The sequence below is a fragment of the Bacillus aerolatus genome (assembly GCF_009183655.1).
Taxonomy (GTDB): domain Bacteria; phylum Bacillota; class Bacilli; order Bacillales; family Domibacillaceae; genus Pseudobacillus; species Pseudobacillus aerolatus.
Window position 1 is genome coordinate 45,177 of sequence record NZ_WEIO01000001.1, and the last position, 25,730, is coordinate 70,906.

Here is a 25,730-nt window from a genome sequence, read left to right on the forward strand (position 1 = left end):
AAGGTTTGTCGAATTAATTGGACAACAGAGGTGAATATCGTGCTATGAAAACAAAACAGAACGTTGTCATTAAAGGGACAAAAGATGGGCTGACCCTGCATTTGAACGATAAATGTGCGTTTAATGAATTGCTGGAAGAGCTGAAAGAAAAAATGGATGCCGTCAACGGTCAGGAACACGGCTCTATCATTACAGTTACGGTCCAGGCAGGGAATCGCTATTTATTGGATGAAGATATAAAAGAAATTACAGAACTGATCAGCCAGCGTGAACACCTGGCAGTGGAAGCGGTCAAATCTAATGTGATGACAATGGAAGAAGCCATTCGCTGGAAAGAAGAAAGCGAAGTTGTTTCTTACACAGGAAGAATTCGTTCCGGACAAGTGCTTGAAGTCCCAGGAGACTTGCTGTTAATCGGCGACGTTAACCCAGGGGGGACGGTGAGAGCTGGAAGAAATATTTTTGTGTTGGGGACTTTAAAAGGAGTGGCCCATGCCGGCTGTTACGGAGATGACGAGGCGGTGATTGCTGCCGGTCGGATGATGCCGTCCCAGCTTAGAATCAGCCGCTATTTAAATCGTGCGCCTGACCGTTATGAAGAAGAAGAAAGCTTGGAAACGGAATGCGCCTACATAGATGATTCTAACCAGATTGTTGTTGACCGCTTACAGGTGTTGAAGCATCTGAGACCGGATATTTCTACGTTTAAAGGGGGAAACCACGTTGGGTGAGGCTATAGTCATTACATCTGGAAAAGGCGGAGTCGGTAAAACGACCACTTCGGCTAATTTAGGTACCGCACTCGCACTGCAAGAGAAAAAAGTTTGTTTAGTCGATACAGATATCGGCCTTAGAAATTTAGATGTCGTTATGGGGCTTGAAAACCGGATTATCTATGATTTAGTAGATGTTGTAGAAGGACGCTGCAAAATCCATCAAGCGCTCGTAAAAGACAAACGCTTCAATGACCTGCTTTATTTGCTGCCGGCAGCTCAAACAACAGATAAGTCGGCAGTTCAGCCTGAGCAGATGAAGAAGCTCGTAGACGAATTGAAGCAGGATTTTGATTATATTTTAATTGATTGTCCGGCTGGAATTGAACAAGGCTATAAAAATGCTGTAGTTGGAGCTAATAAAGCAATTGTCGTCACCACCCCTGAAAAATCAGCTGTCCGGGATGCTGACAGAGTGATTGGGCTCCTGGAAAAAGAAGAAGGAATGGAGCCTCCGAAGCTGATTATCAACCGGATCCGCAGTCATATGATGCAGCAGGGAGACATGCTTGATGTAGATGAAGTGGCCGCTCATTTGTCGATCGAACTGCTCGGCATTGTGGCAGACGATGATGAAGTCATTAAATCGGCTCATAACGGCGAGCCGATTGCCCATAATCCAAATAACCGGGTATCGATTGCCTACCGGAATATAGCGAGAAGAGTTCTCGGAGAATCTGTTCCTCTTCAACAGCTGGAAGATTCGAAGGATGGATTTTTCACACGCTTGAAAAAATTTTTTGGTGTTCGTTCATAATAATAATCGAGGAAGCTGTCTGCAAGCCATTGGGCTGCAGGCAGCTTTTTTATTGTTTATCGTACTATAAAATAATCGCAGGGTGGATACCTTTGTTAATAGAGCGGGTCTACGTCCAGTTCCAGCGCCTAGCCCCTCGAGGTCAAATAACCTTTCCTCAATGAAGTCAAAAAGCGGACTTCTTTGAGGAAAGAACATTTGCTTGTCGGGGCTGTTCCAGGCGCTTGCACTTTTGTTTCTGCCGGAATTCATTCTTCTTAATCAGGCTTGTCTGTCATATAGTGTACAAACTTATGTTTAAGGGGGGAAAGCCGGGTGAAAGAAGAAAAAGAACTGTTCCCGCTGACAGAAGATAAAGAAGAACTGCATCCGTTATTTAGCTGGGAACGCTTTTTGTTTAAATGGCTTGCAGCCGCTGCTTTAGTATTAGCAACAGCCATCATGTTCCAGCATCCGTCTCCGATCTTTGAAGAAGGACAGGGGTGGATGAAAAAGACGATGGAGAATGAGTTTCCTTTTTCAAAAGCAGCTGAGTGGTATGAGAACACGTTAGGAGAACCGCTGCCATTTACTGTAGAAGATTGGGCGCCAAAAGAAGAAAATCGAGAAGAAGCTCCCGGATTCGCCTTGCCGGCAGCGGGCCGCATTTTGGAAGATTTTCAAACGAACGGACAAGGTATTCTTATTGAAACCGGACCGACAGAAGAAGTGAAGGCGATCAAAGAAGGAACCGTTATTTTTACCGGAACGAAAGAAGGTCTTGGAAAAACGATTATTTTGCAGCACGCCGACAACAGCGAATCGTGGTATGGGCACCTAGCTTCCTCATCAGTCCAATCTTATGAAAGAGTGAAGGCGGGAAGCACGCTCGCCAAAGCAGAAGCAAGCCAATTTTATTTAGCGATTAAGCGGGATGGTGTGTTCATTGACCCGAATCAGGCGGTTCAGTTTGAGTAACTTGGTGAAGAGTGTGCATATTCATCCGCTGCTGTGGGGAGTGACTGGTGTTTGTGTGCTGACAGGATCTTTTTTAAACCTTTTACTTGTTTTTATCGTCATCGCTATTCATGAATTAGGCCATGTGTTGGCAGCTCGTGCGTTTGGCTGGCGGATTAGAAAAATTGTTTTTCTTCCATTTGGTGGTGTGGCAGAAGTAGACGAGCACGGAAACAGGCCATTTAAAGAAGAGCTGCTCGTTGTACTTGCCGGTCCCGCTCAGCATCTTTGGCTGTTTGCAGGAGCTTGGCTGGTGCATGCAGCCGGCTGGCTTCCAGACAATATTTATGAAACCTTCTGGCAAATGAATGCCGCCATTTTGCTGTTTAATTTGCTCCCAGTCTATCCGCTTGATGGCGGCAAGCTGCTCATGCTGTTATTTTCTGCGGCGAAACCTTTTTTAGCTGCTTTTCGCCTCGTTATTATTTGTTCAGCCTGTTTGCTGGTATGTTTGCAAGCTGTTGTTTTTGTTTTCTTTCCCTTTCACTTACAGGCATGGGCGTTATTTATTTATTTAGCGTGGGCGCTCTGGCGGACTTGGAAAGAAAAACGGTACGCCTTTATGCGGTTTTTGCTTGAACGGCACTATGGTAATAAAGGCCCAGCCGCCGAGTTAAAGCCGCTGACTGCAGTAGCCGGTGAACCGGTAATGAACGTTCTTGAACGATTTCAACGGAACGCCAAGCATATTATATACGTGACAGGCGAGGGGGAAAAACAGACGAGGCTCGACGAAAATGAATTGCTTTATGCTTATTTCTCCGAAAAGAAAACGAGCGCCTGCCTGCGGGACTTGCTGCCAGTTGATTGACGGGAAAGCTCTATACCAGTAAAGTGAAGTTAAAAACAGGAAAGCGGGTTTTAAATGAATACATTGATTGTCAGCATGAAAGGCAGAGAAAAAAGACTGGCTGTCATCAAAAACGGCCAGGCAGACCAATTTCACGTATTTCAGCCGTCACACGCATCCCGTGTCGGCTTTATTTATTATGGCCTTGTCTCAAAAGTGGAAAAAGGCATGAATGCTTGTTTTGTGAACATCGGCTTGGAGAAAAATGCATATTTGCACCGGAATGATTTGCCTGACCATCAAAACAAGCCGATCAGCGAACTTCTTCATCAAGGGCAAAAGATAATCGTTCAAGTGACGAAAGATGGATCGGAAATGAAAGCGCCGCGGCTGTCAGCTGTTGTTGAGTGGCCGGGCGGGCTGCTCGTTTATTTGCCGGAAGGCGGCTATGTCGCATTATCTAAAAAAATTGGGAACGACGAAAAGCGCCGGGAGTGGACAGATTGGATTGAAAAGCATAAGCAGGAGAAAGAAGGATTGATCGTTCGTACGGCTGCATTGAACGAGCCGAAAGAAGCGATGCTCGCCGAGTGGAAATGGCTGCGCTCCGAACATGAAAAATTAGTGAAAAGAGCAGAGCGGACAGGGGCGCCTGCTTTATTAATGGAAAAGCAGCATTTGAAAGACGAACTGTTTGCGCGGATGCATGCGCTCGGTGAAGGAGAGCTTATTTGTGACGAACTGGGCTTTCTGTCGAGTGTAAAAGAAGATCCCCGTTTTGAAAATTGTAATTGGCCTTCTGTTTTGCATTCAGCAGATGAAGAAGTATTTTCTGCTTATGGTTTACGAGAAGCTGCAGACGTTGCTTTAAAACGTGTGGTCTGGCTGCCGAGCGGCGGGTTTATTGTTATTGACCGCACAGAAGCGATGACAGTAATCGACGTGAACACCGGCAAATTTACCGGCAAAAGCAGCCAGGGACAGACGGTGCTCCTTACAAATAAAGAAGCCGCGGCAGAATGTATACGCCAGCTCCGGCTTCGTGATATAAGCGGTATTATCCTCATTGATTTTATTGATATGCTCAGTGAAGCAGACCGGGAGAAAGTAGAAAAACTCCTCATACAAGAAGCGAAGAAAGACCCGAAACAAATTTCCATTCGAGGATTTACCACTTTAGGCCTTATGCAGATCACCCGCAAGAAAACAAAGCCCTCACTTTTAGAAACGATGACGGTTCCTTGCCGGACATGCCACGGAAAGGGACGAGTGATCAGTGCGGAAACAGCGGCGTTTCAACTGGAGAGAAAATTGTTTGAATACGCCCGCAGCAGCGAGGAGGCAGTGCTTGTTGAAGTAACGTCAGACGTAATGACAGTCTTCGCCGGAGAGAAAAATGAATACCATGAAAAGCTGGAAGAACTGCTTCATAAAAAAATTATATACCGGGTAATTAACGCCGATTTGCCAACGGGAAAATTTGTACGTGCGGGTGCTTATGAAGACTTGGCGGCCAAAGGAACGTCCAGAAAAAGAAGTTGACATGAAATACCTGAAGTGATAAGATTTTAATGTTATTGTTTGTAGCACCCGTGCTACAACCGCGCATAACAGGTCATAAGCGTTTGCTCCGGTAAACCACCTGCGAATGGCGAGTCTGAGTTATTAAGGAGGTGCAGGGAATGTACGCAATTATTGAAACTGGCGGTAAGCAAGTGAAAGTAGAAGAAGGCCAAGCCATCTACATTGAAAAATTAAATGCTGCAGAAGGTGATTCTGTCACATTTGATCAAGTATTATTCGTCGGCGGTGAAGATGTAAAAGTAGGCAGCCCGCTTGTTGAAGGTGCCACTGTTACAGCTAAAGTTGAAAAACAAGGCCGTCAAAAGAAAATTACTGTTTTTAAATTTAAAGCAAAGAAAAACTACCGTAAAAAACAAGGTCATCGTCAGCCATACACTAAAGTCGTGATTGAAAAAATCAACGCGTAAGGCGATGGTCCAATGATTCAGGTAGAAATAACGAAGCAGCCGTCCGGAAGAATCTCTTCTTTCACAATGGATGGTCATGCGGAATTTGCTGAACATGGAAAAGATCTCGTTTGTGCAGGGGCGACAGCTGTTTCTTTCGGTGCACTGAATGCGATTCTTTCACTGACCGATGCCAAATTGGACATTGAACAAGGGAAAGAAGGCGGATTTCTCTGCTGCCGTATCCCGGATACTCTTCCGGCCGGCACGGATGAAAAAGTTCAGCTGCTTCTCGAAGGAATGATTGTTTCCTTGCAGACGATCGAACGTGAGTATAGCAAACATATAAAAATTATTTTTCACTAACAGGAGGTGAAACTCATGTTAAGATTAGACCTTCAATTTTTCGCATCGAAAAAAGGGGTTGGTTCTACAAAGAACGGACGTGACTCTGAAGCAAAGCGCCTCGGTGCTAAGCGTGCAGATGGTCAGTTCGTAACAGGCGGCTCCATTCTTTACCGTCAGCGTGGAACAAAAATCTACCCTGGTGAAAACGTTGGCCGCGGTGGTGACGACACTTTATTCGCAAAAGTAGACGGCGTCGTTCGTTTTGAGCGTTTTGGCCGTGACAAGAAAAAAGTGAGCGTATATCCTGCAGCTCAATAATGATACAACTCTTGCCAGAAAGCTCTAACCAACAGGTTAGAGCTTTCTTTATTGCCATTTTGTTCTTGATTTCAAGAGTTTGATATCTCTATTTGAATCAATTTCTGTTATACTAATTGAAAGCCGGAACTAACAGGCAGATCAAATGGAAGACTGCAGACGTATGGTTGGTAATGGGGCAGTTGATGTCTGAATGCAACAGAACACCTCTCTTTCCATACGCGTTTGGCACAAGGGGGGTATCCTGTGCGATGGATATGAAAAACGACGATTGGACTGTAATCAAGGCGCTTCAACATGCCCGGCATGACTGGATGAACCATATTCAGCTCATTAAGGGGTTTATTGCGCTTGGAAAAATAGAAGAAGCGGAGCGGGCGATTGAACGAACAGTGATGCAGGCAAGACAAGAAGCTCACTTATGCAATTTGCCTTTGCCGGAGCTTGCGGAAATGCTTATCACATTTAATTGGGAAGAGCATTCGTTTCGTCTCGAATATGAAGTGCTAAATATGAATATCCGGACAGAAGCGGATGACAGCCGTCTAGTACGATGGATGACGTCACTTTTTTATTTGGTTGAGAACCGCATTGAGCAATATGCTGATAATCATTTGTATCTTTCCATTGAAGATGCAAACGAAGGGCTCCGTTTCTTTTTTGAATTCAGTGGAATAATAACGGATGCAGAGGCACTGATCCGTGAATTAACAGAAGCATCGGATGTGCCTGGCGTAAAGAAATGGAAAATCCACTCGCACTCAGCGAGAGAAATGCTGTTTGAAGCAGTAGTGTAAAAACGCTTTAGAAAAGAGCGAATGCTTCATTACTAACAGGAGGACTTTATGTTTGTAGATCAGGTGAAAATATACGTAAAAGGCGGAGACGGCGGAAACGGTATGGTCGCTTTCCGGCGTGAGAAGTATGTGCCAAAAGGAGGCCCGGCCGGCGGAGACGGCGGCAGCGGTGCTGATGTGGTGTTTGAAGTGGATGAAGGATTAAGAACATTGATGGACTTCCGTTATCAGCGTCACTTTAAAGCACCGCGCGGCGAGCACGGCATGAGCAAAAATCAGCACGGCAAAAATGCGGCGGATATGGTCGTGAAAGTTCCACCGGGCACAGTCGTTATGGACGATGACACGAAAGAAGTTATCGCCGATTTAACAGATCATGGCCAGCGGGCAGTCATCGCACGCGGCGGACGCGGCGGACGCGGAAACTCCCGCTTTGCTACGCCGGCCAACCCGGCTCCGGAGCTGTCCGAAAACGGGGAACCAGGACTCGAGCGCTACATTGTGATGGAATTGAAACTATTGGCGGATGCCGGACTCGTCGGTTTTCCAAGCGTTGGTAAATCTACGTTGCTTTCCGTTGTTTCCGCTGCCCGTCCGAAAATTGCCGCTTACCATTTTACAACGATTGTACCGAACCTCGGTGTTGTAGAAACAGAAGACGGCCGAAGTTTCGTCATGGCAGACCTTCCGGGATTAATTGAAGGAGCGCATGAAGGAGTGGGTCTCGGCCATCAGTTTTTGCGCCATATTGAACGGACGCGCGTTATTGTCCACGTCATAGACATGTCCGGCATGGAAGGCCGTGACCCTTATGACGATTATGTGACGATCAATAAAGAGCTGAAAGAATATAATTTAAGGCTGACAGAGCGCCCGCAAATTATCGTCGCCAACAAAATGGATATGCCGGATTCAGAAGAAAATCTGGCAAAATTCAAAGAAAAAATAAATGGGGAGACACCGATTTTTCCGATCTCCGCCATTACTCGTGAAGGGTTAAAAGAGCTGTTGTTTGCAGTAGCGGATAAAGTGGACGAAACGCCTGAATTTCCGCTTGAAGAATTGGAAGTGGAAAAAGGTATTCACCGCGTTATGTACAAACATGAAGACCAGCCGGCGGAGTTTGCCATTACGAGAGATTCGGCAGGCGTATTCATCGTGAGCGGAGCAAAAGTTGAGAAGCTGTTCAAAATGACTGATTTCTCACGTGAAGATTCAATCCGCCGCTTTGCCCGCCAGCTTCGTTCCATGGGAGTGGACGATGCACTGCGTGAACGCGGAGCAGAAGACGGCGACATCGTCCGTCTGCTTGAGTATGAATTTGAATTTGTGGAGTAGGGAAGGTGTCTAGTTGCGCCTCCTTGGGGCTCAAGAGCATATGCCAGTCTGACTGCATGGCAAAAAAACGCCATTTCTTCAGCCTGTCATATGCTTGTCGCGGCTGAGCAAGGCAGGCGCTAGCGCGTACGCTGATTTCGCTCTCTCTATCGGAGTCAAAGAGCGACTCCGACAAAGAGCTATAAATCCGCTATCGCGCTGAACAAGCGCCTTCTGCTTTAAAAGTTTATCTAGCTGCAGCGGCCAGACTCGAAGGTATAGCCGTCACGCCTGTGTGGCAAAGAGCGCCACACAGGCGGTCCGTCTTATGTCTGCCGAGTCTGAACAGCCGCTTCCGCTTTAAAGGTGAGGATAGGGCAGTGGTTAAGAAGGATTTTGATCGTAAATTTTACCTCGTACGTGAAGATGTACTGCCGGAAGCGATGAAAAAAACACTCGAAGCGAAAGAGTTGATCGACCGGCGCCGGGCAGATTCCATATGGGAAGCAGTTAAAAAAGTCGATTTGAGCCGAAGTGCCTTTTACAAATACCGAGATACGGTCTTTCCTTTTCATAAAGTGGTAAAGGAACGGATTATTACGCTGTTCTTTCACCTAGAAGACCGGTCCGGTACACTGTCTGAACTGCTGCGGCTCGTCGCTAAATATGACGGAAATATTTTAACAATCCACCAGACGATCCCCCTCCAAGGAAGAGCGAATGTAACGCTTTCTTTGAATGTGAGCGAGATGACGATCGACCTGGATGATATGTTGGCAGAACTGGGAAAACTCGAATTTGTCGATACCGTGGAAGTGCTCGGCTCAGGCGGGTAAGAGCCGACTTCTGTCTGCTTGAAAGATTCCCAATTTTCTTAAAAGGAGAAGATGTAATTGCGAAAAATTGCTTTTTTAGGACCCGCGGCCACTTTTACCGATTTAGCGGTACGCCATGCTTTTCCGGGAGAAGAACGTTATCCTCATTTAACGATCCCTGCCTGCATGGATGCCGTTATTAACGAAGAAGCGGATCTCGCCGTTGTGCCGATTGAAAACACACTTGAAGGAACGGTCAATTTAACAATTGATTATTTATTCCATGAAGCCGACTTGAAAATTGTGGCTGAAGTGACAGCGCCGATACAGCAGCATTTACTCGTGCATAAACAAAACGCATATGAATGGCAGAAGTCGGAAAAAGTGCTTTCCCATCCGCATGCGATCGCGCAGTGCCATAAGTTTTTACATAGTTATTTTCAAGGAATCCCATACGAACAAATGACGTCTACAGCGGCTGCAGCTAAATACATAAAGGAACACCCTGAGCAGCGGCTGGCAGCGATAGCGAATGAAGTATCTGCCCAGGAATATGATCTGGCGGTCGCTAAAGTGAATATACATGATTACAGTTTTAATCATACGCGTTTTATTGTGTTAGCCAGACAGGAAAAAGAGCTGTCGCTGCCGCTTGCTAATCCGCATGATAAAACAACAGTTGTGATCACGCTGCCGTCTGATAAAGCTGGAGCACTGCATCAAGTGCTGTCCGCTTTTTCCTGGCGCAACATTAACTTGAGCAAAATCGAGTCCCGCCCGTTAAAAACCGGACTCGGTCATTATTTCTTTATTATCGATATTGGACAGGGGATGGACCAGGTGCTCATTCCCGGCGCCTTTGCGGAAATGGAAGCACTCGGCTGCAAAGTGCAAGTGCTTGGCAGTTATCGGTCATACTCCATTCATTACGATGAAACATGAAAAAAGCTGTCCCATAAGGACAGCTTTTTTCTATTCGACCAGCAGAAATCCTGCTTGTTTTAAGGCGGCTTCTGCTTCATCCAATGTACGTTCTTCTTTTGCGGCAATCGTGTGTAAATGAACCCCATCTGTTAACTGGGCAAGATAAGCGGCCTTTGTTTCATTAACACGTTGAATAAACTGAGTGACTTCTTTGCGGTTAGAGACCATAATGGAGGCAGTTAAATCTCCATAGACGGGATGTTCAATTTTCACATCTTTTACAAGCAAACCAAGGTCGACGAGCACATTTAATTCCTTTTCCGTCTCTTCAGGCTCATGAATGCAGGCGACTGAACGCTCAAACCACTGCTCGGGAGCGGGAGGTGCAAAATAATAATAGCCTTGGCTCGTCGCGATAATGGGTTCATTTCTTGCTTTTAATAACGTAATATCGTTAACAATGACTTGGCGGCTGACGTTCGTCCTGCTTGCCAGTTCACTGCCGGTTAACGGCTCTTTGCTCGTTTGCAGCCATTCTAAAATGAGCTGACGCCGTTCTTCTCCTAAAATCTTTTTTCCAGGAGCCATAACAATCCCTCCATGTTCAATCTTCACTAATCTTATTCTAGCATAAGGTTTGGCACGATTCTAACAAGGAACAGCTGAAGAAATCTCAAGGAGAACATTTCCAAGCCGTTCTATCTCTTTCGAAGTCGTGCTGCCGCTAAAAGAAATGCGGAAAAACTGCCTCGCTTCCTCCATGGAATACCCTATAGCCAGCACCGCTTTCGTTCCGGTTTCTGAACGAGAGTCACATGCGCTGCCCGTTGAAATGGCAAAGCCTTGTTCGTTTAACTTAAGCATAACGAGCTGACCTTCCATTCCGGCTCGCTTCATGCCAATAATCGACGGAAGCTGGCAGGAAGAGTCGGCTTCAATCCACTCATAAAGAGATTCTTTAAGCTTTTCTTTTAACTGCCAGCGCAGCGCCCATTCTCGTTCCAGGGTGAACGAGTGGCACACTTTTTCAGCTGCTGCTGTAAAAGCCGCAATAGCCGGTACATCCACGGTTCCGCCCCGAAAGCCTTTTTCATGAGTCAAGCCGGGAAAAAGAGGTGTCCAAGGGATGGAGGGGTTGATGTGAACTGCCCCAACCCCTTTTGGACCAAAAATTTTATGGGAAGAAACGGAAAGGCTGTCTGCCCACTTGAGCAGCGGCCGAATATCCAGCTTTCCCAACGCTTGAACACAGTCCGAATGAAATAAAATGCCTTTTTTCTTCAATAATGCACCTATTTCTTCCAGAGGATTGACCGCTCCGATTTCCTGATTCGCATATTGCAGCGACACGAGTACTGTGTCAGGCCGGATGGCGGCGGCAAGCGTTTCCGTCTCTACTACTCCCCGGGAGCTGAGCGGAAGTTTTGTTATTTGAAAACCTTCTTTTTCTAAATACATCATTGCTGAATGAACAGACGTATGTTCCGCCATAGATGTGATAATATGTTTTCCTTTTTTCTTTGCCGCTCTTGCCAAGGAAACAATCCCTAGTAAGTTACTTTCTGTTCCCCCTGATGTAAAATAAATGCCTTCCTGTTTGCCGCCGATGAAGCGGGCTAGCGCTTCTCGGCACTGTTCGAGCAAAACATGGGCCCTGCCCCCTTCATCATGCAGGCTTGAACTGTTGCCAAAAAACTCCCGGCTTGCTTTTGTATAAACAGAGAGCGCTTCTTCTCCCATAGGTGTCGTTGCCGCATAATCAAAGTAAATCAATGAAATCTCCCCCTAAATGAAAGGATTTTTAAAAAAAGCCTTGTCATTAGTTTAAATTTATGTAAACATATGTGTCAAGACACCTGTTAAAACAGGAGGAGAAAATAATGGACAAACAAGCGGATGTGATTATCGTTGGCGGCGGTCTGGCTGCTTTGCAGCTTGCTCGGCATTTACGTTCAACTTTTCATGTGATTATTCTCACAAAAACCACGATCAGACAAAGCAATTCTTATTTTGCTCAAGGCGGAATTGCCGCAGTGATCGACCAAGAAGACAGCGTGCATTCGCATGTGGAAGATACATTAAAAGCAGGAAGATATCACCACTTCACTGAGGAAGTGCAACGATTAGCGGGAGAAGGGGCCGAAGCGGTGAAAGAGTTGATAGCCGGCGGCTTTTTGATCGACAGAGAAGCGGACGGGCGGCCATCACTTGGCCTTGAAGGCGCACACAGTGCAAGGAGGATTATTCATTCAGGCGGCGATGCAACGGGACGACAGACGATAGAATATTTGCTTGAGCGGATGCCGCCCAATGTAGAAATCATTGAAGGAGAAATGGCTTATGAATGTTTGCTTTCAACGGACCGCTCTGTTTGTCTCGGTGTAAAAACGAAAAATAGGCAAGGGGTGATCCATCGCTATTATGCGCCTCATGTTGTTTTGGCCACAGGCGGCGCCGGGACAATGTATCCGTTCACTTCCAATGAACCGACTTTAACCGGAGACGGGGTCGCCATTGCTTTTCGGGCGGGAGCGGAAGTGGCTGATATGGAATTTGTGCAATTCCATCCAACATTGCTTTTTATCGATGGGACAACAAAAGGGCTCATTTCTGAAGCGGTGAGAGGGGCTGGAGGCAGGCTCGTTGATGGATCCGGCAGCTATTTGATGGATGGTATTCACCCGCTAAAAGACTTGGCTCCACGCCACATAATGGCTTTTGAAATTTATCAGGCGCGGGCGGCAGGAAAAGCTGTTTTTCTAGATATTCGTTCGATTAAACAATTTGAAAAAAAATTCCCGACAATTACTGCACTATGTGAACGAAATGATGTATCCATCAGCAAAGGATTAATACCAGTTGCACCCGGCAGTCATTTTTTAATGGGCGGCATTTCAATTGACACAGATGGCCGCACAACTGTGCCGGGGCTTTATGCAATCGGGGAAACGGCTCACAGCGGCGTCCATGGCGCCAACCGCCTCGCCAGCAATTCATTGCTGGAAGGTCTCGTGTTTGGCCGGCGGCTGGCCGCTTTTCTTAATGGCTATGGAGGAGGAATCCGGACGAAGCGAAACATCGTCTACCGCTATTTAAAACAACTAGATGACAGCTCACTAACTGATCTTTCTAAGAGAGAGTTGCAAAAACGAATGATAGAAGCGTCAGGGATTATACGCACAGGGGAAGGATTGAGGCAGCACATTCGTTACTTGGAAGCAAAAGGCTTGCCAGAGTGGATGACAGCCGGAATGGATTTGCTGTCTTTTGATGACATTGAGCTTGTTCATTTGCATATAAACAGTTATTTAACGAGCCGGGCTGCTTTGCTCCGGCAAGAAAGCCGCGGGGCGCATATCCGGGCTGATTTTTGTAAGGAAGAAGAAAACTGGCAAGGAAGAAGAATTGTCCAGACAGTGGACGGAACAGAGATAAGGGGTGGACAGCATGAACGGAATCCAATTGGAATCCATGCTTAAACAATTTTTTATCGAAGACATTGGAGAAGGTGATTTGAGCGGGGAAGCACTTTTTTCTTTAGAAGAAAGAGGATCGTTCACGCTGCTCGCAAAGGAAAGCGGAATTTTTTGTGGGAAAGAAGTATTGCAGTGCGGCTTTGCCCTCATCGATTCGTCTTCAGTTGTACAAGTGAACGTTCAAGATGGAGACGCCGTTTTTCCCGGAACAACGATTGCGGAAGTGGAAGGAACGATGCAGGGGCTGTTAAAAGGAGAGCGTGTCATTCTTAATTTAATTCAACGCATGTCAGGGATAGCCACTGCAACAGCAGAAGCGGTCAAACAAACTGCCGGCACCCGGGCGAAAATTTGCGACACGCGGAAAACAACGCCTGGCTTGCGCATGCTCGAAAAGTATGCGGTAAAAACAGGCGGCGGCTTTAATCATCGGCGCGGTTTATATGACGCGGTGATGCTGAAAGACAATCACATTGCTTTCGCCGGTGGAATTAAACAAGCGGTCGCAAAAGCGCGTACAGCTGTTGGCCATACCGTCAAAATTGAAGTGGAAATAGAGACGAAACAGCAGCTCACAGAAGCTGTAGAAGCCGGTGCCGACATTATTATGCTTGATAACCGGACGCCTGATGAAATTAAACAATGGCTGCCGCTCGTACCGGAAGGAATTGCCACGGAAGCTTCAGGTGGTATTGAATTCGACAACATCCGCCCATTTGCAGAAAGCGGAGTCGAATGGATCTCGCTCGGCGCACTGACTCATTCAGTTCGCGCTTTAGATATTAGCGCCAAAGTGCTGGCGGCATCTTTAAAGGGGGAAATAAGTCATGTCTATCATGGAAAAGCTTAAACAGCCATCTTTTACATTGCCAGAAAAGTACCGTCAGTTGAAAAAAGAAGAGATGGAAGAGCGCGTAAGAGAAATTAAACAGCAGCTCGGCGAGACGCTGTTTATTCCCGGTCATCATTATCAGCGGGATGAAGTCATTCAATTTGCGGATGCGGTCGGTGATTCGTTGCAGCTCGCACAAATTTCTGCCAATAATAAGCAAGCGAAACATATTGTTTTTTGCGGCGTTCACTTTATGGCAGAAACAGCAGATATTTTAACGACTCCGGACCAGACGGTTATTTTGCCAGACATGCGTGCGGGCTGTTCAATGGCAGATATGGCGGACATTTATCAAACAGAAACAGCTTGGGAAGAACTGCAGTCTTTGTTCGGTGACACGATGCTGCCGCTTACGTATGTAAACTCTACAGCAGCGATTAAAGCATTTGTCGGCCGCAATGGCGGGGCCACTGTTACTTCCTCCAATGCGCATGCCATGGTCAAATGGGCTTTCGGGCAAAAAGAAAGAATATTGTTTTTGCCGGATCAGCATTTAGGCCGCAACACTGCCTTTGATTTAGGTATCGGCCTGGATGAAATGGCCGTATGGAATCCGATCAGCAGAGAATTGGAGTTCGAAGGCAATCCAAAGCGTGTAAAAGTGATTTTGTGGAAAGGACATTGCTCTGTCCACGAAAATTTTACGGTGAAAAATATTGAAAATGTACGCAGTACGCATCCGGATATGAAGATTATCGTCCACCCGGAATGCACACGCGAAGTAGTCGGGTTATCTGATGACAACGGCTCAACAAAATATATTATTGAAACAATTGAGCAGTCAGAACCGGGCAGCGCCTGGGCAATTGGGACGGAAATGAACCTCGTCAATCGCCTTATTCAACAGCACCCAGACAAACACATTATCTCGCTGAATCCGAATATGTGCCCATGTTTGACAATGAACCGCATCGATTTGCCGCATTTATTATGGTCGCTTGAAACGATCGTAGAAGGCGACATGATAAATGTCATTAAAGTAGAGGAACAAACAGCCCGCGAAGCCATCCTCGCGTTAGAGCGTATGCTGAATAAATAACGATGAAACCATCCGCCAGCGGATGGTTTTTTTGCGGGAAAATGGATGAACAACACACCGGAATCGTGAACAACGCCTTCAAAATGACGAACAAAGCACCGAAATCGTGAACAACACCTTCAAAGTGGCAAACAGCGCAGCCGATTTATTGAAAAATATCCAATCTCCATCAAACTGTTTGCCGCCTGTCTCCAATCTTTACTCATAATCTTGGCCACATGCTCATACAATTTGGTGTAAGTTCGTTCGCAAATTCGTATCGCCCACATACACTATACCGACGAATGCTTGAGGAGGGAAAAAATGAGAATCCATATTGTTCAGAAAGGGGATACACTCTGGACGATCGCTAAAAAATACGGAGTGAACTTTGATGAACTTAAAAAAATGAACGCGCAATTATCCAATCCAGACCTGATCATGCCGGGGATGAAAATTAAAGTGCCCGCGCCGGCAGGGACGCCGAAGAAAGAAATGCCGAAGCCGCAAAAGGAAGCGCCGGTTGCTCCTCCGCCAGCACCAGTCAAAGAACAAGTCAAAGAACAAGTGCAGCCGGCTCCCCCGGTGAAAGAACAAGTGCAGCCGGCTCCTCCGGTGAAACAACAACCAAAAATGCCAGCGATGCCGCCGCTTCCGCCTATTATTCCGGAAGTGGAAATTAATCAAATTTTTCAAATGAATATGGAGCAAATGCAGCAAACGGTACAGCCGCAAGCACCTGCTAAACCGGACAATATTTTTCCAGGTCTCGGTAAAAAAGAAGAGGTAATGGAAAGCCCGAGCCTGCCAATAGCGCCGCCGGTTATGCCTGAAATGGAAATAGCACCAAAATTACAAGGGGGATGTACTTATCAAATGAATCCACATGCGAATATGTATCAAATGGCACCGCAAGTTCAAGGGCACGGGATGCATCATGGACTTCAGCCGCACTGGTGCATGCCGGCACCGATTCACACAGCGCCGCCAATGCAGTGTCCATACGGGATAGCAGGAGAAAATATAATGCCGCCCCCATATGGGATGGCAGGAGAAAATATGATGCCGTCTCCACACGGGATGGCGGGAGAAAATATGATGCATCCTCCATACGAGATGGCGGGAGAAAATATGATGCCGCCTCCACACGGGATGGCAGGAGAAAATATGATGCATCCTTTATACGAAACAGCGGAAGAAAATATGATGGAATCGCTTGATGTATCACCAAACTATCCGATGATGAATTACCCGTCACCTGATCAAGTACAGGGAGTACAAGATGAAATGTCATTCATGCCGATGCCTTATGCTCCGCAAATGTATCCGGCACCGCCTTATCAAATGCCAAACTATCCGCCATATGGCCAATGTATACCTATGACGCCGGTTATGCCTGGCATGGGCTATCACTCGCCTTACGGAGCGATGCCTTATCAGCCGATGGGATATGGAATGGAATCACCAGAATACAGCTCCCCTTCACACGTGATGGGCGCTTATCAGCCGCAAGCTCACTATCCGCAGCCGGTGATGCAGCAGCCTTACATGCATGGTTATCATCAACAGCCGATGCATCCAAGCATGGGCATGCCGCACCATCAGCATCCGAAAAAGTTAGACTGCGGCTGCCAGCGCCTTGATGAAGAGGATGAAGAATAACTTTAAGGCAGGAGACGGATTTTCACCGCGTCTCCTTTTTTTATTATCCGCTTCTTTGCAAGAGCACATTCAATCTATCCTTCCGTTAAAAACAGAGAAATGGCTGATTACAACAAATAAAAACAAATGGTTTGTAAAAAGGTACGCCTCTTTGTCTCAATTAGAAAAACAAATGAAGTTATGTGCCGCCCTTCTTGAAAGCGGGTTTACACAAGTGATTCCCTTTCATCCGGTTTCTCCAATCAAGCTCGAAAAGCAAATTTTTGCTGTTATGCCATTCGTGCAGCCGGCGAAAAAATCATTTACATTTCACACAACGGCCGAAAGGGAAGAAGCGCTTTGTCTGCTCGCTTCTTTTCATCATCGTACAGAATTGTTTTCAACAGAACTTACCACTAGCTTCCCTCTATTTGACCAGCTAAGCTGCTGGCAAAATAGGTTGACTGCTTTCCAACTTGACCTTCCTGAGCTTTCCCGTTATTTACCTTCTGCTATTTTAAGGCGCTGCGCGGAAATGGGTGAATGGTGTCTGGCTCAGCTTGCCAGCAGGCAGCTAAATGAAAGGAAACCGGCTGTTATTCATGGAGATGTGGCCGCCCATAATTTTTTTCGAGCAGCGAATGGAAAGCTGTATTTAATTGATTTTGATTTAGCTGCCCGCGCTCCTGTCATATGCGATTACGTACAGTGGATCAACCGGGTTTTGCCGCTCGTTGGCTGGCACTTGGAAAAATTAAAGGAACATAGTGTGATTTCCACCTATACGCGTGAGAAAGACTGGCTGCTTTATACGTTGTTTCCTGCAGATATCTTTCGTGAATGCAGGAGGATGATGCATTTGGGATCAGCAGAAAAAAAGCTGTTTTACAAACATGCGTATGAGCTCACAGTAAGTTCCTTCGCACAGCGAGAGTACTTCTTCAGAAAATGGAAAAAGGAATGGGAGAATCAAAAAGAATAAGAAAGCCCCACTACTGCAAACTAAGAAGGGCACTGACTGCCCGAATAAAGGTTCAGGGGTGGGATCATGCAGAAAACGCTGAAAGCTTTTGCTGTATTGTCTTTAATGGCTGGCCTTGCTGCTTGCGGAACTGAAAAAGAAAGCGGCTATGGCGGCACTGCCAATCAGTATGAGCCACAAGGATATTACTCGGATGCCGGCCACGGAGACGCCAATGACCGGCAAGATGGACCGCTGACAGAATGGTACGACCATTCCGTTGGAAAAGAACAAAAAGTTATACGAAAAGAAAAAGACCGTTATTTGCAAAAGGTTGATGACAATGGCCATCCGCAAAACCCATCGAAACCGCTTGCTAAAGAGGATCGCAGCTTCTTTGAACGTGATAATAAGCAGCCCTATAACAGCGATGCAAATTATCACGGTCACCTAAGTGTTCAAAACGTCCAAGCGAAAAACTCTTATTACACAAACTACAATGGAAAACTGGCGGAAAAAGTAGTTAGAAAAGCAGAACAAGTAGAAGGTGTGCTAGACGCCCAGGCATATATTGGGAAAAAGGAAATAATCGTCGCTGTACAGATTTCTAAAAAGAGCGATGAGAAAGCAGTAAAAAGTGAAGTTAAGCAAACAGTAGCACGCTATGCGAAGGGTGCTGATGTCAAAGTAGCGAGTGATAGTGGTACCTTTAACTATATTCGTGTTCTGGATAATGACTTGCGTGATGGAACCCATTGACTTAAACAACACCCGTTTCAGCAAAGAAAAATACAGATGAACAGGAGCCTGCGGGCTCCTGTTTGTTTATGGAAATTGAAAAAGGCAGCAAACTTCCGAAACAGAGCCGTACAATGCTGGATACGGAAAGAGAAATAGATGCGGTCCGCAAAGATTTTCGGCTGCTGGATAAGCCGATGTACAAGGCGAATGTCGAAAATGAGTTGAGTTTTAATGAAGAGCAGCTCGCTATTGTGGAAGCGATCGAACTAGCGACGCAGCTACGTGCAAAAGCGCGAAAATACAAAGAATATGGCGCTTCAGCTAAAGAAGAGTATCCATATACTTATGGAGAAGCGGTTACGTTGATTAAAGTAGCGATGTTTGATCCGGAAGCTTATCGTTTGAAAGGGCTGGAACTGGAAAGACAGGCAAACAGGCTGTCTAATTTAATCAATGCGAAAAACTATTCGGTTGAATTGCCATTTGACAGTGAAAAGTACTTTTAATCCTTGAAGAGGTGAGACTCCTTTTCAAGGCATAGAAGGAGACACTCTTATGTACAATGGTACCTTTGTTATGGCGAACGGACAAACCACTTATCCTATGACCCATTAAACGATTACCTGTTACTAATGACCAACTATGGCAATGAGAGGTCGATGACCGCTTTTTAGAATTTTATATTCCTTCTATGAACCCTCCGGTTAATAACCAGGGGATTTTTTTAGTTTAGCTGTACAGCTGAGTGCAAAACGATCAATTATAGCAAATAATATTAAGGAGTTGTAAGCTGCCAGCATCTTTTTTTAGTGTCTGCATTCCCCTTCAACTCACTTAATAAGGTGTTTCTGAATTAGACGGTTTCCCGTAGGCTGCTTCTGCATATGTATAGTGGTATGACTAAAGTTTGAGGAGGTTCCAATGATTATACATGTGATACGAAGAGGAGAGACGCTCAGCCAATTGGCCCGGCAGTATGGGGTAAGTGCGTCACAAATAGCAGCGGCTAACGAATTGCCTGACCGCAATCGGCTTGTGATCGGCCAGGCGCTTATTATACCTGTTTTAGCCAGGCGGCACACCGTTCGCTCAGGAGAAACGCTTCGGCGAATTGCCCAAATGTATGGGGTGACAGTGAGCGACATTGTACAGGCGAATCAAATAAGTGATCCAGAAAGAATTAATCCAGGAGCAGTCTTATACATTCCAGCCCGAAAGCACACGGTTCAAGAAGGAGAGACATTATGGCAAATTGCTGAGCACTATGGTGCAGAGGTGCAAGAATTGATGAGATTAAATAACATTCAAAATCCGTCCGCCATTTATCCCGGGCTCGTCCTGCAACTTCCACTTGAAAGACCGGTTATTGATGTGAATGCATATACGATTGAAATGGGGGAAGAAGGGGCCCGGCAAGTCCGCGAAATCGGAGATTATTTAACGTATGTCTCTCCATTTGCCTACATTATGAAAGCAGACGGCGGACTCGAATCAATCAATGACGCTGCTACGATTCAAGCGGCTCGGGCCGAACAGGTCATTCCGATGATGTCGATTACGAATTTCACTTCGAGAGATCCGGGATCCCGCCTCGCCCAGACAATTTTAGGAAGCAGAGAACTGCAAGAAAGGCTTTTAACGAATGTAATCCGCATTATGAAAAACAAAGGATACCAAGGATTAAATGTCGATTTTGAAAATGTGTTTCCGGCTGACCGCGAGCGGTACAATCAGTTTTTGCAGCGGGCAGTGGACCGTCTTCATCCAGAAGGTTTCTTTGTTTCTACCGCACTTGCTCCTAAAACAAGAGCCGATCAACCAGGGCTCTTGTATGAAGCGCATGATTACGAGGCGCATGGCCGGATTGTCGATTTTGTCGTGTTAATGACGTATGAGTGGGGCTACAGGTTAGGTCCTCCACAAGCGATTTCCCCGCTTAATCAAATTAGGCGCGTTCTTGATTATGCCGTTTCGGTTATTCCGAGAAACAAAATCTTTTTTGGTTTCCAGCTGTATGCCCGCGACTGGCTTCTTCCGCATAGGCAGGGCCAGGAAGCACAAACCTTCGATATGCAGGAAGCCGTCCGTCGGGCGACGAAATACGGCGCCGCCATTCAGTATAATACTGCCGCGCAGTCACCATTTTACCGATATACAGATGAAAGAGGGCGCACGCATGAAGTGTGGTTTGAAGACGCCCGCAGCGCCCAGGCGAAATTTGATATTGTAAAAGAATACGGCCTCCGCGGTATTAGCTACTGGGTGCTCGGCTATCCATTTCCGCAAAACTGGCGGCTGTTGCAGGACAATTTCAGAATACGCAAAATAGGATAAATGATGAGAAACAAGAGCAGGGTGACTTGAATGTTAGTCATTTCGATCATGTAGAAATAAAATAGTCCCTTATTCGGAGTGTTAAATGGCAACTTATTTAACACTCTTTTTTGGATCTATAAATCATTTTCATGATAAAGCATTCAAGGGGAAATCATTTTAGAAGTATGTTATCAAACAGTACCGAACACTCTTTTTAAATTAATTGAGCGAATTTGATTTTCAGTTCTATTTTCCTTCAAACGCATATACATAAGTTAGAAAGAAAAATGATAAGGAAATGGGGGAGTGTATGAATCGTTGGGCTCAGACAAGTTTATTGGATTTTACGGGATTGCTGGCGGCAGCTGTAGTGGTTTATTTCTCTTTGTTTGGCGGCTGGGTAATGAAGCAGGATTTTATTAGTCAAATTCCAGCCTCACTCTTGCAGCTAAACACCATCTTTTTGAGTATTTTAATTGAAGCCGTGCCGTTTGTCTTAATAGGTGTACTTATTGCAGGGTTTATTCAAATCTTTGTAACCGAAGAACATATTGAGAAGTGGATTCCCCAAAATAAGTTTTTAGCCGTGACGATGAGTTGTGTGGTAGGTGCTTGTTTTCCGGCTTGTGAATGTGGGATTGTGCCGATTGTCAGGCGGCTCGTTGCTAAGGGAGTGCCTATATACGCGGGCGTCGGCTTTCTTTTAACCGGGCCGCTGATCAATCCGATTGTCATCTTTTCTACGTACATGGCTTTCGGAAATGATCTGAAAATAGCAGGCATGCGAATGGCTGTTGGCTTTATTGCCGCGATGATTATTTCTTTATTTGTGAGCCTGCTTTTTAACGGGAATCAGTTGAAAGAGGCTCATCATCATGAAGCGGCGATTCAGACGAAAAACAGAAAGATACCTTTTTCCATTCGATTTTGGGACATGCTGAAACATTCCATTGATGAGTTTTTTGATATGGGAAAATATTTAATTTTAGGAGCGTTTTTTGCTGCGTTTGTTCAAACGTACGTCTCGGCACAAGCGCTGCTGCAAGTCGGCGAAGGATGGATCTCTTCCACATTAGTCATGATGGGACTGGCCTTCATCTTATCGCTTTGTTCTGAAGCTGATGCGTTTATTGGCGCCTCCTTCCGAAATATATTTCCCGCAACTTCAATTTTGGCTTTTTTAGTATATGGTCCGATGATCGATTTGAAAAATACGTTTATGCTTTTAAGTGTATTTAAGATGAAATTTGTCCTCCAGTTAATTGCGTTAATTACGATCATCGTTTTTATCTGTATCAGCTTTTTAAACTGATTGTAAAAAGGAGGATTAAAAGATGCAGTTTCACTTTCAACAAGCCTTGCGGGCAGTCACATTATTTGCTTTTTTTCTTTTTCTTATCAAACTTCATCTTGGAGAAGAAATCACAAAATACGTCAATCCAAAATATGTTTTGTTTAGTCAAACGGCGGCTGTTCTGTTCCTCTGTTTATTCTATGTACAAATTCAGCGGATTTGGGGGAAGAGGCATATACATGATCATGATTGCCATCATGGATGCAGTCATGACCACGGCGAGTCCGCCTCTCCTGTTAAAAAAATGATTTCCTATTCGATTTTAATTTTTCCATTAGTCACTGGCTTTTTTTTACCTGCTAAAACACTGGATGCTTCCATTGCTGCTAAAAAAGGGACATTACTGACTAAGCCGGTTAAGGCTCAAGAACAGATAGAGAACGAATCGGAGTTGAGTCACCTAGATGAATCAGCAGCTGAAGTAGAACCAAATCTTTCTCTCTATGAAAATGGAGAAGATGGTTTTGACGATCAAGTCCCGTTACCAAATCCAAATGAAATGGCGGACGAGGAGTATAAAGAAAAAATGAAGCAGCTGGACAATTCAACGATGATCGATATGAAGGATAATGTGTTTGAGCCATACTACGGAGAGATTAATGCAGAGCCTCACAAGTATATAGGCAGAACACTGAAGCTGAAAGGCTTTGTATACAGAGAAGAAGATTTTCAACCGAATCAGTTCGTACTGGCCCGATTTTTAATCACTCACTGTGTTGCAGATGCGAATGTTATCGGTTTTTTAACGGAGTTTGATAAGGCTCATACAGTGAAGGAGAATGCATGGCTCGAAATAGAAGGAACCTTTCATACGACAACATATAATAATGCAGAAGTGCCGGTGCTGAAAATAGTCTCTTGGAAAGAGATCTCGGAACCAGCCGAGCCTTATGTGTATCCGGTGTTTACGAGAATAAAGTAACAAGGGAAAAAGAGGATAATGGATCAATTTTTCAGTGTTTTGGAAAAAACGCTTGCAAATAGGAATGGTTACGTTTTAAAATGATTGAGTACATTAAAAAATTGGAAGGCGAGAACACGGAGGAACCTCATTATTTTTTTATCTTTTAAATCGTAATGATTTTGATTTAAGGAGAAAGGAGGTGTCTTTTTCTTGGTTGATTGGATGATCATTGGCGGAGGGATACAAGGCTGTACTGTTGCTTCATTCTTGTTAAAGAGCCGAAAAACAACAACAGAACGATTACGTATTATTGACCCAGGTTCTAAACCATTAACTAATTGGAAAAGAATGACGAGCTTAATTGAAATGCCGTTTCTTCGATCACCGTTTGTTCACCATATAGACGTTGCGCCATTTAGTCTTCAAAACTTTGCAAAGAAGAGTTTTTCTCGAAATCATTTTTACGGAGATTACAAGCGGCCTTCGCTTGAACTATTCAATGCTCATTGTGATGAAACGCTAGAGGAGGCAGGGGTTGAGAAATGCTGGCTTCAAGGGCGGGTAAAGAAGGTTGAGAGAGATGGAAACCATTGGGCTGTTCAAACAGAAGATGGGTCTGTACTGAAAAGTAAATATGTTGTTATCGCAATCGGCGTAACAGAACAGCCGGTTTGGCCGGAGTGGGCGAAACATGTGAAGACGATAAACCCTTCTCGGATTTTTCATATTTTTGATCAAGAGGTCCAGACAGTTGAAGAATTCTCACCTCCTTTTCTAATCATTGGCGGCGGGATCACAGCGGCACATTTGGCTATTAAGTTAGGAAGGCAATTTCCGGGTCAAGTTACACTCTTAACACGCCATCCGTTTCGTCTTCATGATTTCGATAGCGACCCCGGCTGGCTTGGACAAAAATATTTACGTTCGTTCCACCAAATCAGCTGTTTTGGTGAGCGAAGAAAAAAGATCAGGCAGGCAAGGCATAAGGGGTCGATGCCAAGAGACGTGTATCGTACATTGCGTGCCCTTGAAAAGAAGCAAAGCTTGGCTATTATCGAAGGTGAAATCGATGCTGAATCTATCATTAGGGACAGCCAGCATATTAACGTTTGTCTTAGCCATTCAAAAGAGTGGATAAAGGCAGGGAGTATAGTACTGGCAAATGGGTTTGATCCTTCTTTGCCAGGAGGGGATTGGCTTGAATCTCTCATTCGGCAAGAACACTTGATGTGTGCTGATTGCGGCTACCCGATTGTTTCCAAAACATTAGAGTGGTGTCCTCATTTATTTGTGGCAGGCGCTCTTGCTGAACTGGAAGTAGGACCTGCAGCCAGAAATGTTTCGGGAGCGAGGATGGCGGCGGAAAGAATTGTAACGAGTGTGCAATAATAACCGCAATGATATCGGTTATCAAATTTAAGGGAGAGAACATGAAATGCAGAAAAAAATTCCGGTCACCGTATTAAGCGGTTATTTAGGGTCAGGGAAAACAACTCTTTTAAATCACATTTTAAAAAATCGTGAAGAGAAAAAAGTGGCCGTCATTGTGAATGATATGAGTGAAATTAATGTGGATGCTTCTCTTATTAAACAAGGCGGGTTTTCACGGACAGAAGAAAAGCTTGTTGAAATGCAAAATGGCTGCATCTGCTGTACGCTCCGGGAAGATTTGATTAAAGAAGTGGAAAAGCTCGCCGCATCGGGAGATATCGATTATATCGTCATCGAGTCAACGGGCATTAGTGAGCCGGTGCCAGTCGCCCAAACATTTACATATGTGGATGAAAACTTGGGAATTGACTTATCCGCTTTTTGCCGGCTTGACACAATGGTGACGGTTGTCGATGCTAACCGTTTCTGGCATGATTTTGCTTCCGGGGAGAGCCTGCTTGACCGCAAAGAAGCGACAGATGAAACGGATACGAGAGAAGTCGTCGATTTATTAATTGATCAAATTGAATTTGCCAATGTGATCGTGCTGAATAAAATCGATTTAGTGCAAGAAGAAGACGTGCTTGAATTAAAAGCTGTCTTGAAAAAATTAAACCCGGAAGCGCGCATTGTTTTAACGGATCATAGCCGTCTTTCATTAGATCAAGTGCTCGATACGAATTTATTTGATTTTGAACAGGCTAGTCAAAGTGCCGGGTGGATACAAGAATTGAATAATGAACATACCCCGGAAACGGAAGAGTATGGGATTTCGTCTTTCGTTTATCGCAGACGGTTTCCACTTCACCCGCAGCGCTTTATGAACTGGCTGGAGGATTGGCCGGCAGATGTCGTACGGGCGAAAGGTTTTATTTGGCTCGCTTCCCGCAATAATACGGCAGGGATATTGTCGCAAGCCGGTCCGTCCATTATTTTTCAAGGAGCCGGGGAATGGATTGCGACCTATTCCGAAAGAGAGAGACAGCAAACGCTGCAGGAAGAACCTGAATTATTGGAAAGGTGGCACGAAGAATACGGCGATCGAATAACAGAACTTGTTTTAATTGGGATTGACATGGATAAAACCGAAATTGAACAGTCTTTAGACGAATGTTTGCTTACAGAAGAAGAACTAAAAAAGGATTGGACTTCGTTCAAAGACCCGCTTCCGCCATTTGTAGAAGCTTAATG

26 protein-coding genes and 1 other annotated feature are annotated in these 25,730 nt (G+C 45.3%); of the genes, 24 read left to right on the forward strand and 2 right to left on the reverse strand.

Annotated elements, in window-relative coordinates:
• Positions 1 to 44 precede the first annotated feature (44 nt).
• The 12 genes from minC (at position 45) to pheA (ending at position 9,823) form a co-directional block, all read left to right on the forward strand.
• Complete coding sequence (minC, locus tag F9802_RS00215) at positions 45 to 731, forward strand: septum site-determining protein MinC (RefSeq protein ID WP_152149146.1); 687 nt, start codon at positions 45 to 47, stop codon at positions 729 to 731.
• Positions 724 to 1,530 carry a septum site-determining protein MinD gene (gene minD, locus F9802_RS00220; protein ID WP_152149147.1) on the forward strand — a complete coding sequence of 269 codons (807 nt, stop codon included), beginning with the start codon at positions 724 to 726 and terminating at the stop codon, positions 1,528 to 1,530. The genes minC and minD overlap by 8 nt, the downstream gene beginning before the upstream one ends.
• A 315-nt stretch (positions 1,531 to 1,845) precedes the next feature.
• Complete coding sequence (locus F9802_RS00230; RefSeq protein WP_152149149.1) at positions 1,846 to 2,487, forward strand: M23 family metallopeptidase; 642 nt, start codon at positions 1,846 to 1,848, stop codon at positions 2,485 to 2,487.
• The gene (locus F9802_RS00235; protein WP_225435083.1) at positions 2,480 to 3,337 is read left to right on the forward strand and encodes a M50 family metallopeptidase; all 858 of its coding nucleotides are present in this window, start codon (positions 2,480 to 2,482) and stop codon (positions 3,335 to 3,337) included. Before F9802_RS00230 ends, F9802_RS00235 begins: the two co-directional genes overlap by 8 nt.
• A 54-nt stretch (positions 3,338 to 3,391) precedes the next feature.
• Positions 3,392 to 4,858, forward strand: coding sequence for an Rne/Rng family ribonuclease (locus F9802_RS00240; protein WP_152149151.1), 1,467 nt, complete (start codon positions 3,392 to 3,394; stop codon positions 4,856 to 4,858).
• Positions 4,859 to 4,905: 47 nt separating this feature from the next.
• Positions 4,906 to 4,985: a sequence feature (ribosomal protein L21 leader region), on the forward strand.
• Between the two features lie 13 nt (positions 4,986 to 4,998).
• Positions 4,999 to 5,307, forward strand: a complete 309-nt coding sequence (rplU, locus tag F9802_RS00245; RefSeq protein ID WP_152149152.1) for a 50S ribosomal protein L21 — start codon at positions 4,999 to 5,001, stop codon at positions 5,305 to 5,307.
• A gap of 12 nt (positions 5,308 to 5,319) precedes the next feature.
• The gene (locus F9802_RS00250; protein WP_152149153.1) at positions 5,320 to 5,652 is read left to right on the forward strand and encodes a ribosomal-processing cysteine protease Prp; all 333 of its coding nucleotides are present in this window, start codon (positions 5,320 to 5,322) and stop codon (positions 5,650 to 5,652) included.
• Between the two features lie 15 nt (positions 5,653 to 5,667).
• Positions 5,668 to 5,952 (forward strand): 50S ribosomal protein L27, encoded by a 285-nt coding sequence (gene rpmA, locus F9802_RS00255; RefSeq protein ID WP_041097507.1) that lies wholly within the window; start codon positions 5,668 to 5,670, stop codon positions 5,950 to 5,952.
• A 251-nt stretch (positions 5,953 to 6,203) separates the two neighbouring features.
• Positions 6,204 to 6,749 (forward strand): Spo0B C-terminal domain-containing protein, encoded by a 546-nt coding sequence (locus F9802_RS00260; RefSeq protein WP_191991713.1) that lies wholly within the window; start codon positions 6,204 to 6,206, stop codon positions 6,747 to 6,749.
• A gap of 48 nt (positions 6,750 to 6,797) precedes the next feature.
• Positions 6,798 to 8,087, forward strand: coding sequence for a GTPase ObgE (gene obgE, locus F9802_RS00265; protein WP_152149155.1), 1,290 nt, complete (start codon positions 6,798 to 6,800; stop codon positions 8,085 to 8,087).
• Between the two features lie 359 nt (positions 8,088 to 8,446).
• On the forward strand, positions 8,447 to 8,902 hold the full coding sequence (locus F9802_RS00270) for an ACT domain-containing protein (RefSeq protein WP_152149156.1): 456 nt from the start codon (positions 8,447 to 8,449) through the stop codon (positions 8,900 to 8,902).
• A gap of 57 nt (positions 8,903 to 8,959) precedes the next feature.
• Complete coding sequence (gene pheA, locus F9802_RS00275) at positions 8,960 to 9,823, forward strand: prephenate dehydratase (protein WP_152149157.1); 864 nt, start codon at positions 8,960 to 8,962, stop codon at positions 9,821 to 9,823.
• A 30-nt stretch (positions 9,824 to 9,853) separates the two neighbouring features.
• Here the strand turns inward: pheA and F9802_RS00280 are convergent, their stop codons facing one another.
• Together F9802_RS00280 and F9802_RS00285 are read right to left on the reverse strand one after the other, a co-directional pair.
• On the reverse strand, positions 9,854 to 10,393 hold the full coding sequence (locus F9802_RS00280; protein WP_152149158.1) for a transcription repressor NadR: 540 nt from the start codon (positions 10,391 to 10,393) through the stop codon (positions 9,854 to 9,856).
• Positions 10,394 to 10,453: 60 nt separating this feature from the next.
• Positions 10,454 to 11,578: an IscS subfamily cysteine desulfurase gene (locus F9802_RS00285; RefSeq protein WP_152149159.1), complete on the reverse strand. Its 1,125-nt coding sequence runs from the start codon at positions 11,576 to 11,578 to the stop codon at positions 10,454 to 10,456.
• A 107-nt stretch (positions 11,579 to 11,685) separates the two neighbouring features.
• Here F9802_RS00285 and nadB point away from each other — a divergent pair, with 107 nt between their 5' ends.
• The 12 genes from nadB (at position 11,686) to F9802_RS00345 (ending at position 25,728) form a co-directional block, all read left to right on the forward strand.
• Positions 11,686 to 13,284, forward strand: coding sequence for an L-aspartate oxidase (gene nadB, locus F9802_RS00290; protein WP_152149160.1), 1,599 nt, complete (start codon positions 11,686 to 11,688; stop codon positions 13,282 to 13,284).
• Positions 13,253 to 14,131 carry a carboxylating nicotinate-nucleotide diphosphorylase gene (gene nadC / locus F9802_RS00295; protein WP_152149161.1) on the forward strand — a complete coding sequence of 293 codons (879 nt, stop codon included), beginning with the start codon at positions 13,253 to 13,255 and terminating at the stop codon, positions 14,129 to 14,131. The genes nadB and nadC overlap by 32 nt, the downstream gene beginning before the upstream one ends.
• Positions 14,109 to 15,212, forward strand: coding sequence for a quinolinate synthase NadA (gene nadA, locus F9802_RS00300; RefSeq protein ID WP_152149162.1), 1,104 nt, complete (start codon positions 14,109 to 14,111; stop codon positions 15,210 to 15,212). Before nadC ends, nadA begins: the two co-directional genes overlap by 23 nt.
• A 303-nt stretch (positions 15,213 to 15,515) precedes the next feature.
• Positions 15,516 to 16,853 (forward strand): SafA/ExsA family spore coat assembly protein, encoded by a 1,338-nt coding sequence (safA, locus tag F9802_RS00305; protein ID WP_152149163.1) that lies wholly within the window; start codon positions 15,516 to 15,518, stop codon positions 16,851 to 16,853.
• Positions 16,843 to 17,814 carry an aminoglycoside phosphotransferase family protein gene (locus F9802_RS00310; RefSeq protein ID WP_191991714.1) on the forward strand — a complete coding sequence of 324 codons (972 nt, stop codon included), beginning with the start codon at positions 16,843 to 16,845 and terminating at the stop codon, positions 17,812 to 17,814. The genes safA and F9802_RS00310 overlap by 11 nt, the downstream gene beginning before the upstream one ends.
• Positions 17,815 to 17,880: 66 nt before the next feature.
• Entirely contained in the window at positions 17,881 to 18,552 is a 672-nt protein-coding gene (locus F9802_RS00315; RefSeq protein WP_152149165.1) for a YhcN/YlaJ family sporulation lipoprotein, read from the forward strand.
• 68 nt (positions 18,553 to 18,620) lie between these two features.
• Positions 18,621 to 19,040, forward strand: a complete 420-nt coding sequence (locus tag F9802_RS00320) for a hypothetical protein (RefSeq protein WP_225435180.1) — start codon at positions 18,621 to 18,623, stop codon at positions 19,038 to 19,040.
• A 415-nt stretch (positions 19,041 to 19,455) separates the two neighbouring features.
• Positions 19,456 to 20,868, forward strand: coding sequence for a LysM peptidoglycan-binding domain-containing protein (locus F9802_RS00325; RefSeq protein ID WP_152149166.1), 1,413 nt, complete (start codon positions 19,456 to 19,458; stop codon positions 20,866 to 20,868).
• A 292-nt stretch (positions 20,869 to 21,160) separates the two neighbouring features.
• Positions 21,161 to 22,162, forward strand: coding sequence for a permease (locus F9802_RS00330; RefSeq protein ID WP_152149167.1), 1,002 nt, complete (start codon positions 21,161 to 21,163; stop codon positions 22,160 to 22,162).
• A gap of 22 nt (positions 22,163 to 22,184) precedes the next feature.
• On the forward strand, positions 22,185 to 23,126 hold the full coding sequence (locus tag F9802_RS00335) for a TIGR03943 family putative permease subunit (RefSeq protein WP_152149168.1): 942 nt from the start codon (positions 22,185 to 22,187) through the stop codon (positions 23,124 to 23,126).
• A 192-nt stretch (positions 23,127 to 23,318) separates the two neighbouring features.
• Complete coding sequence (locus F9802_RS00340; protein WP_191991715.1) at positions 23,319 to 24,497, forward strand: FAD/NAD(P)-binding protein; 1,179 nt, start codon at positions 23,319 to 23,321, stop codon at positions 24,495 to 24,497.
• A 46-nt stretch (positions 24,498 to 24,543) separates the two neighbouring features.
• Positions 24,544 to 25,728, forward strand: a complete 1,185-nt coding sequence (locus tag F9802_RS00345) for a GTP-binding protein (RefSeq protein WP_152149169.1) — start codon at positions 24,544 to 24,546, stop codon at positions 25,726 to 25,728.
• Positions 25,729 to 25,730: the final 2 nt, after the last annotated feature.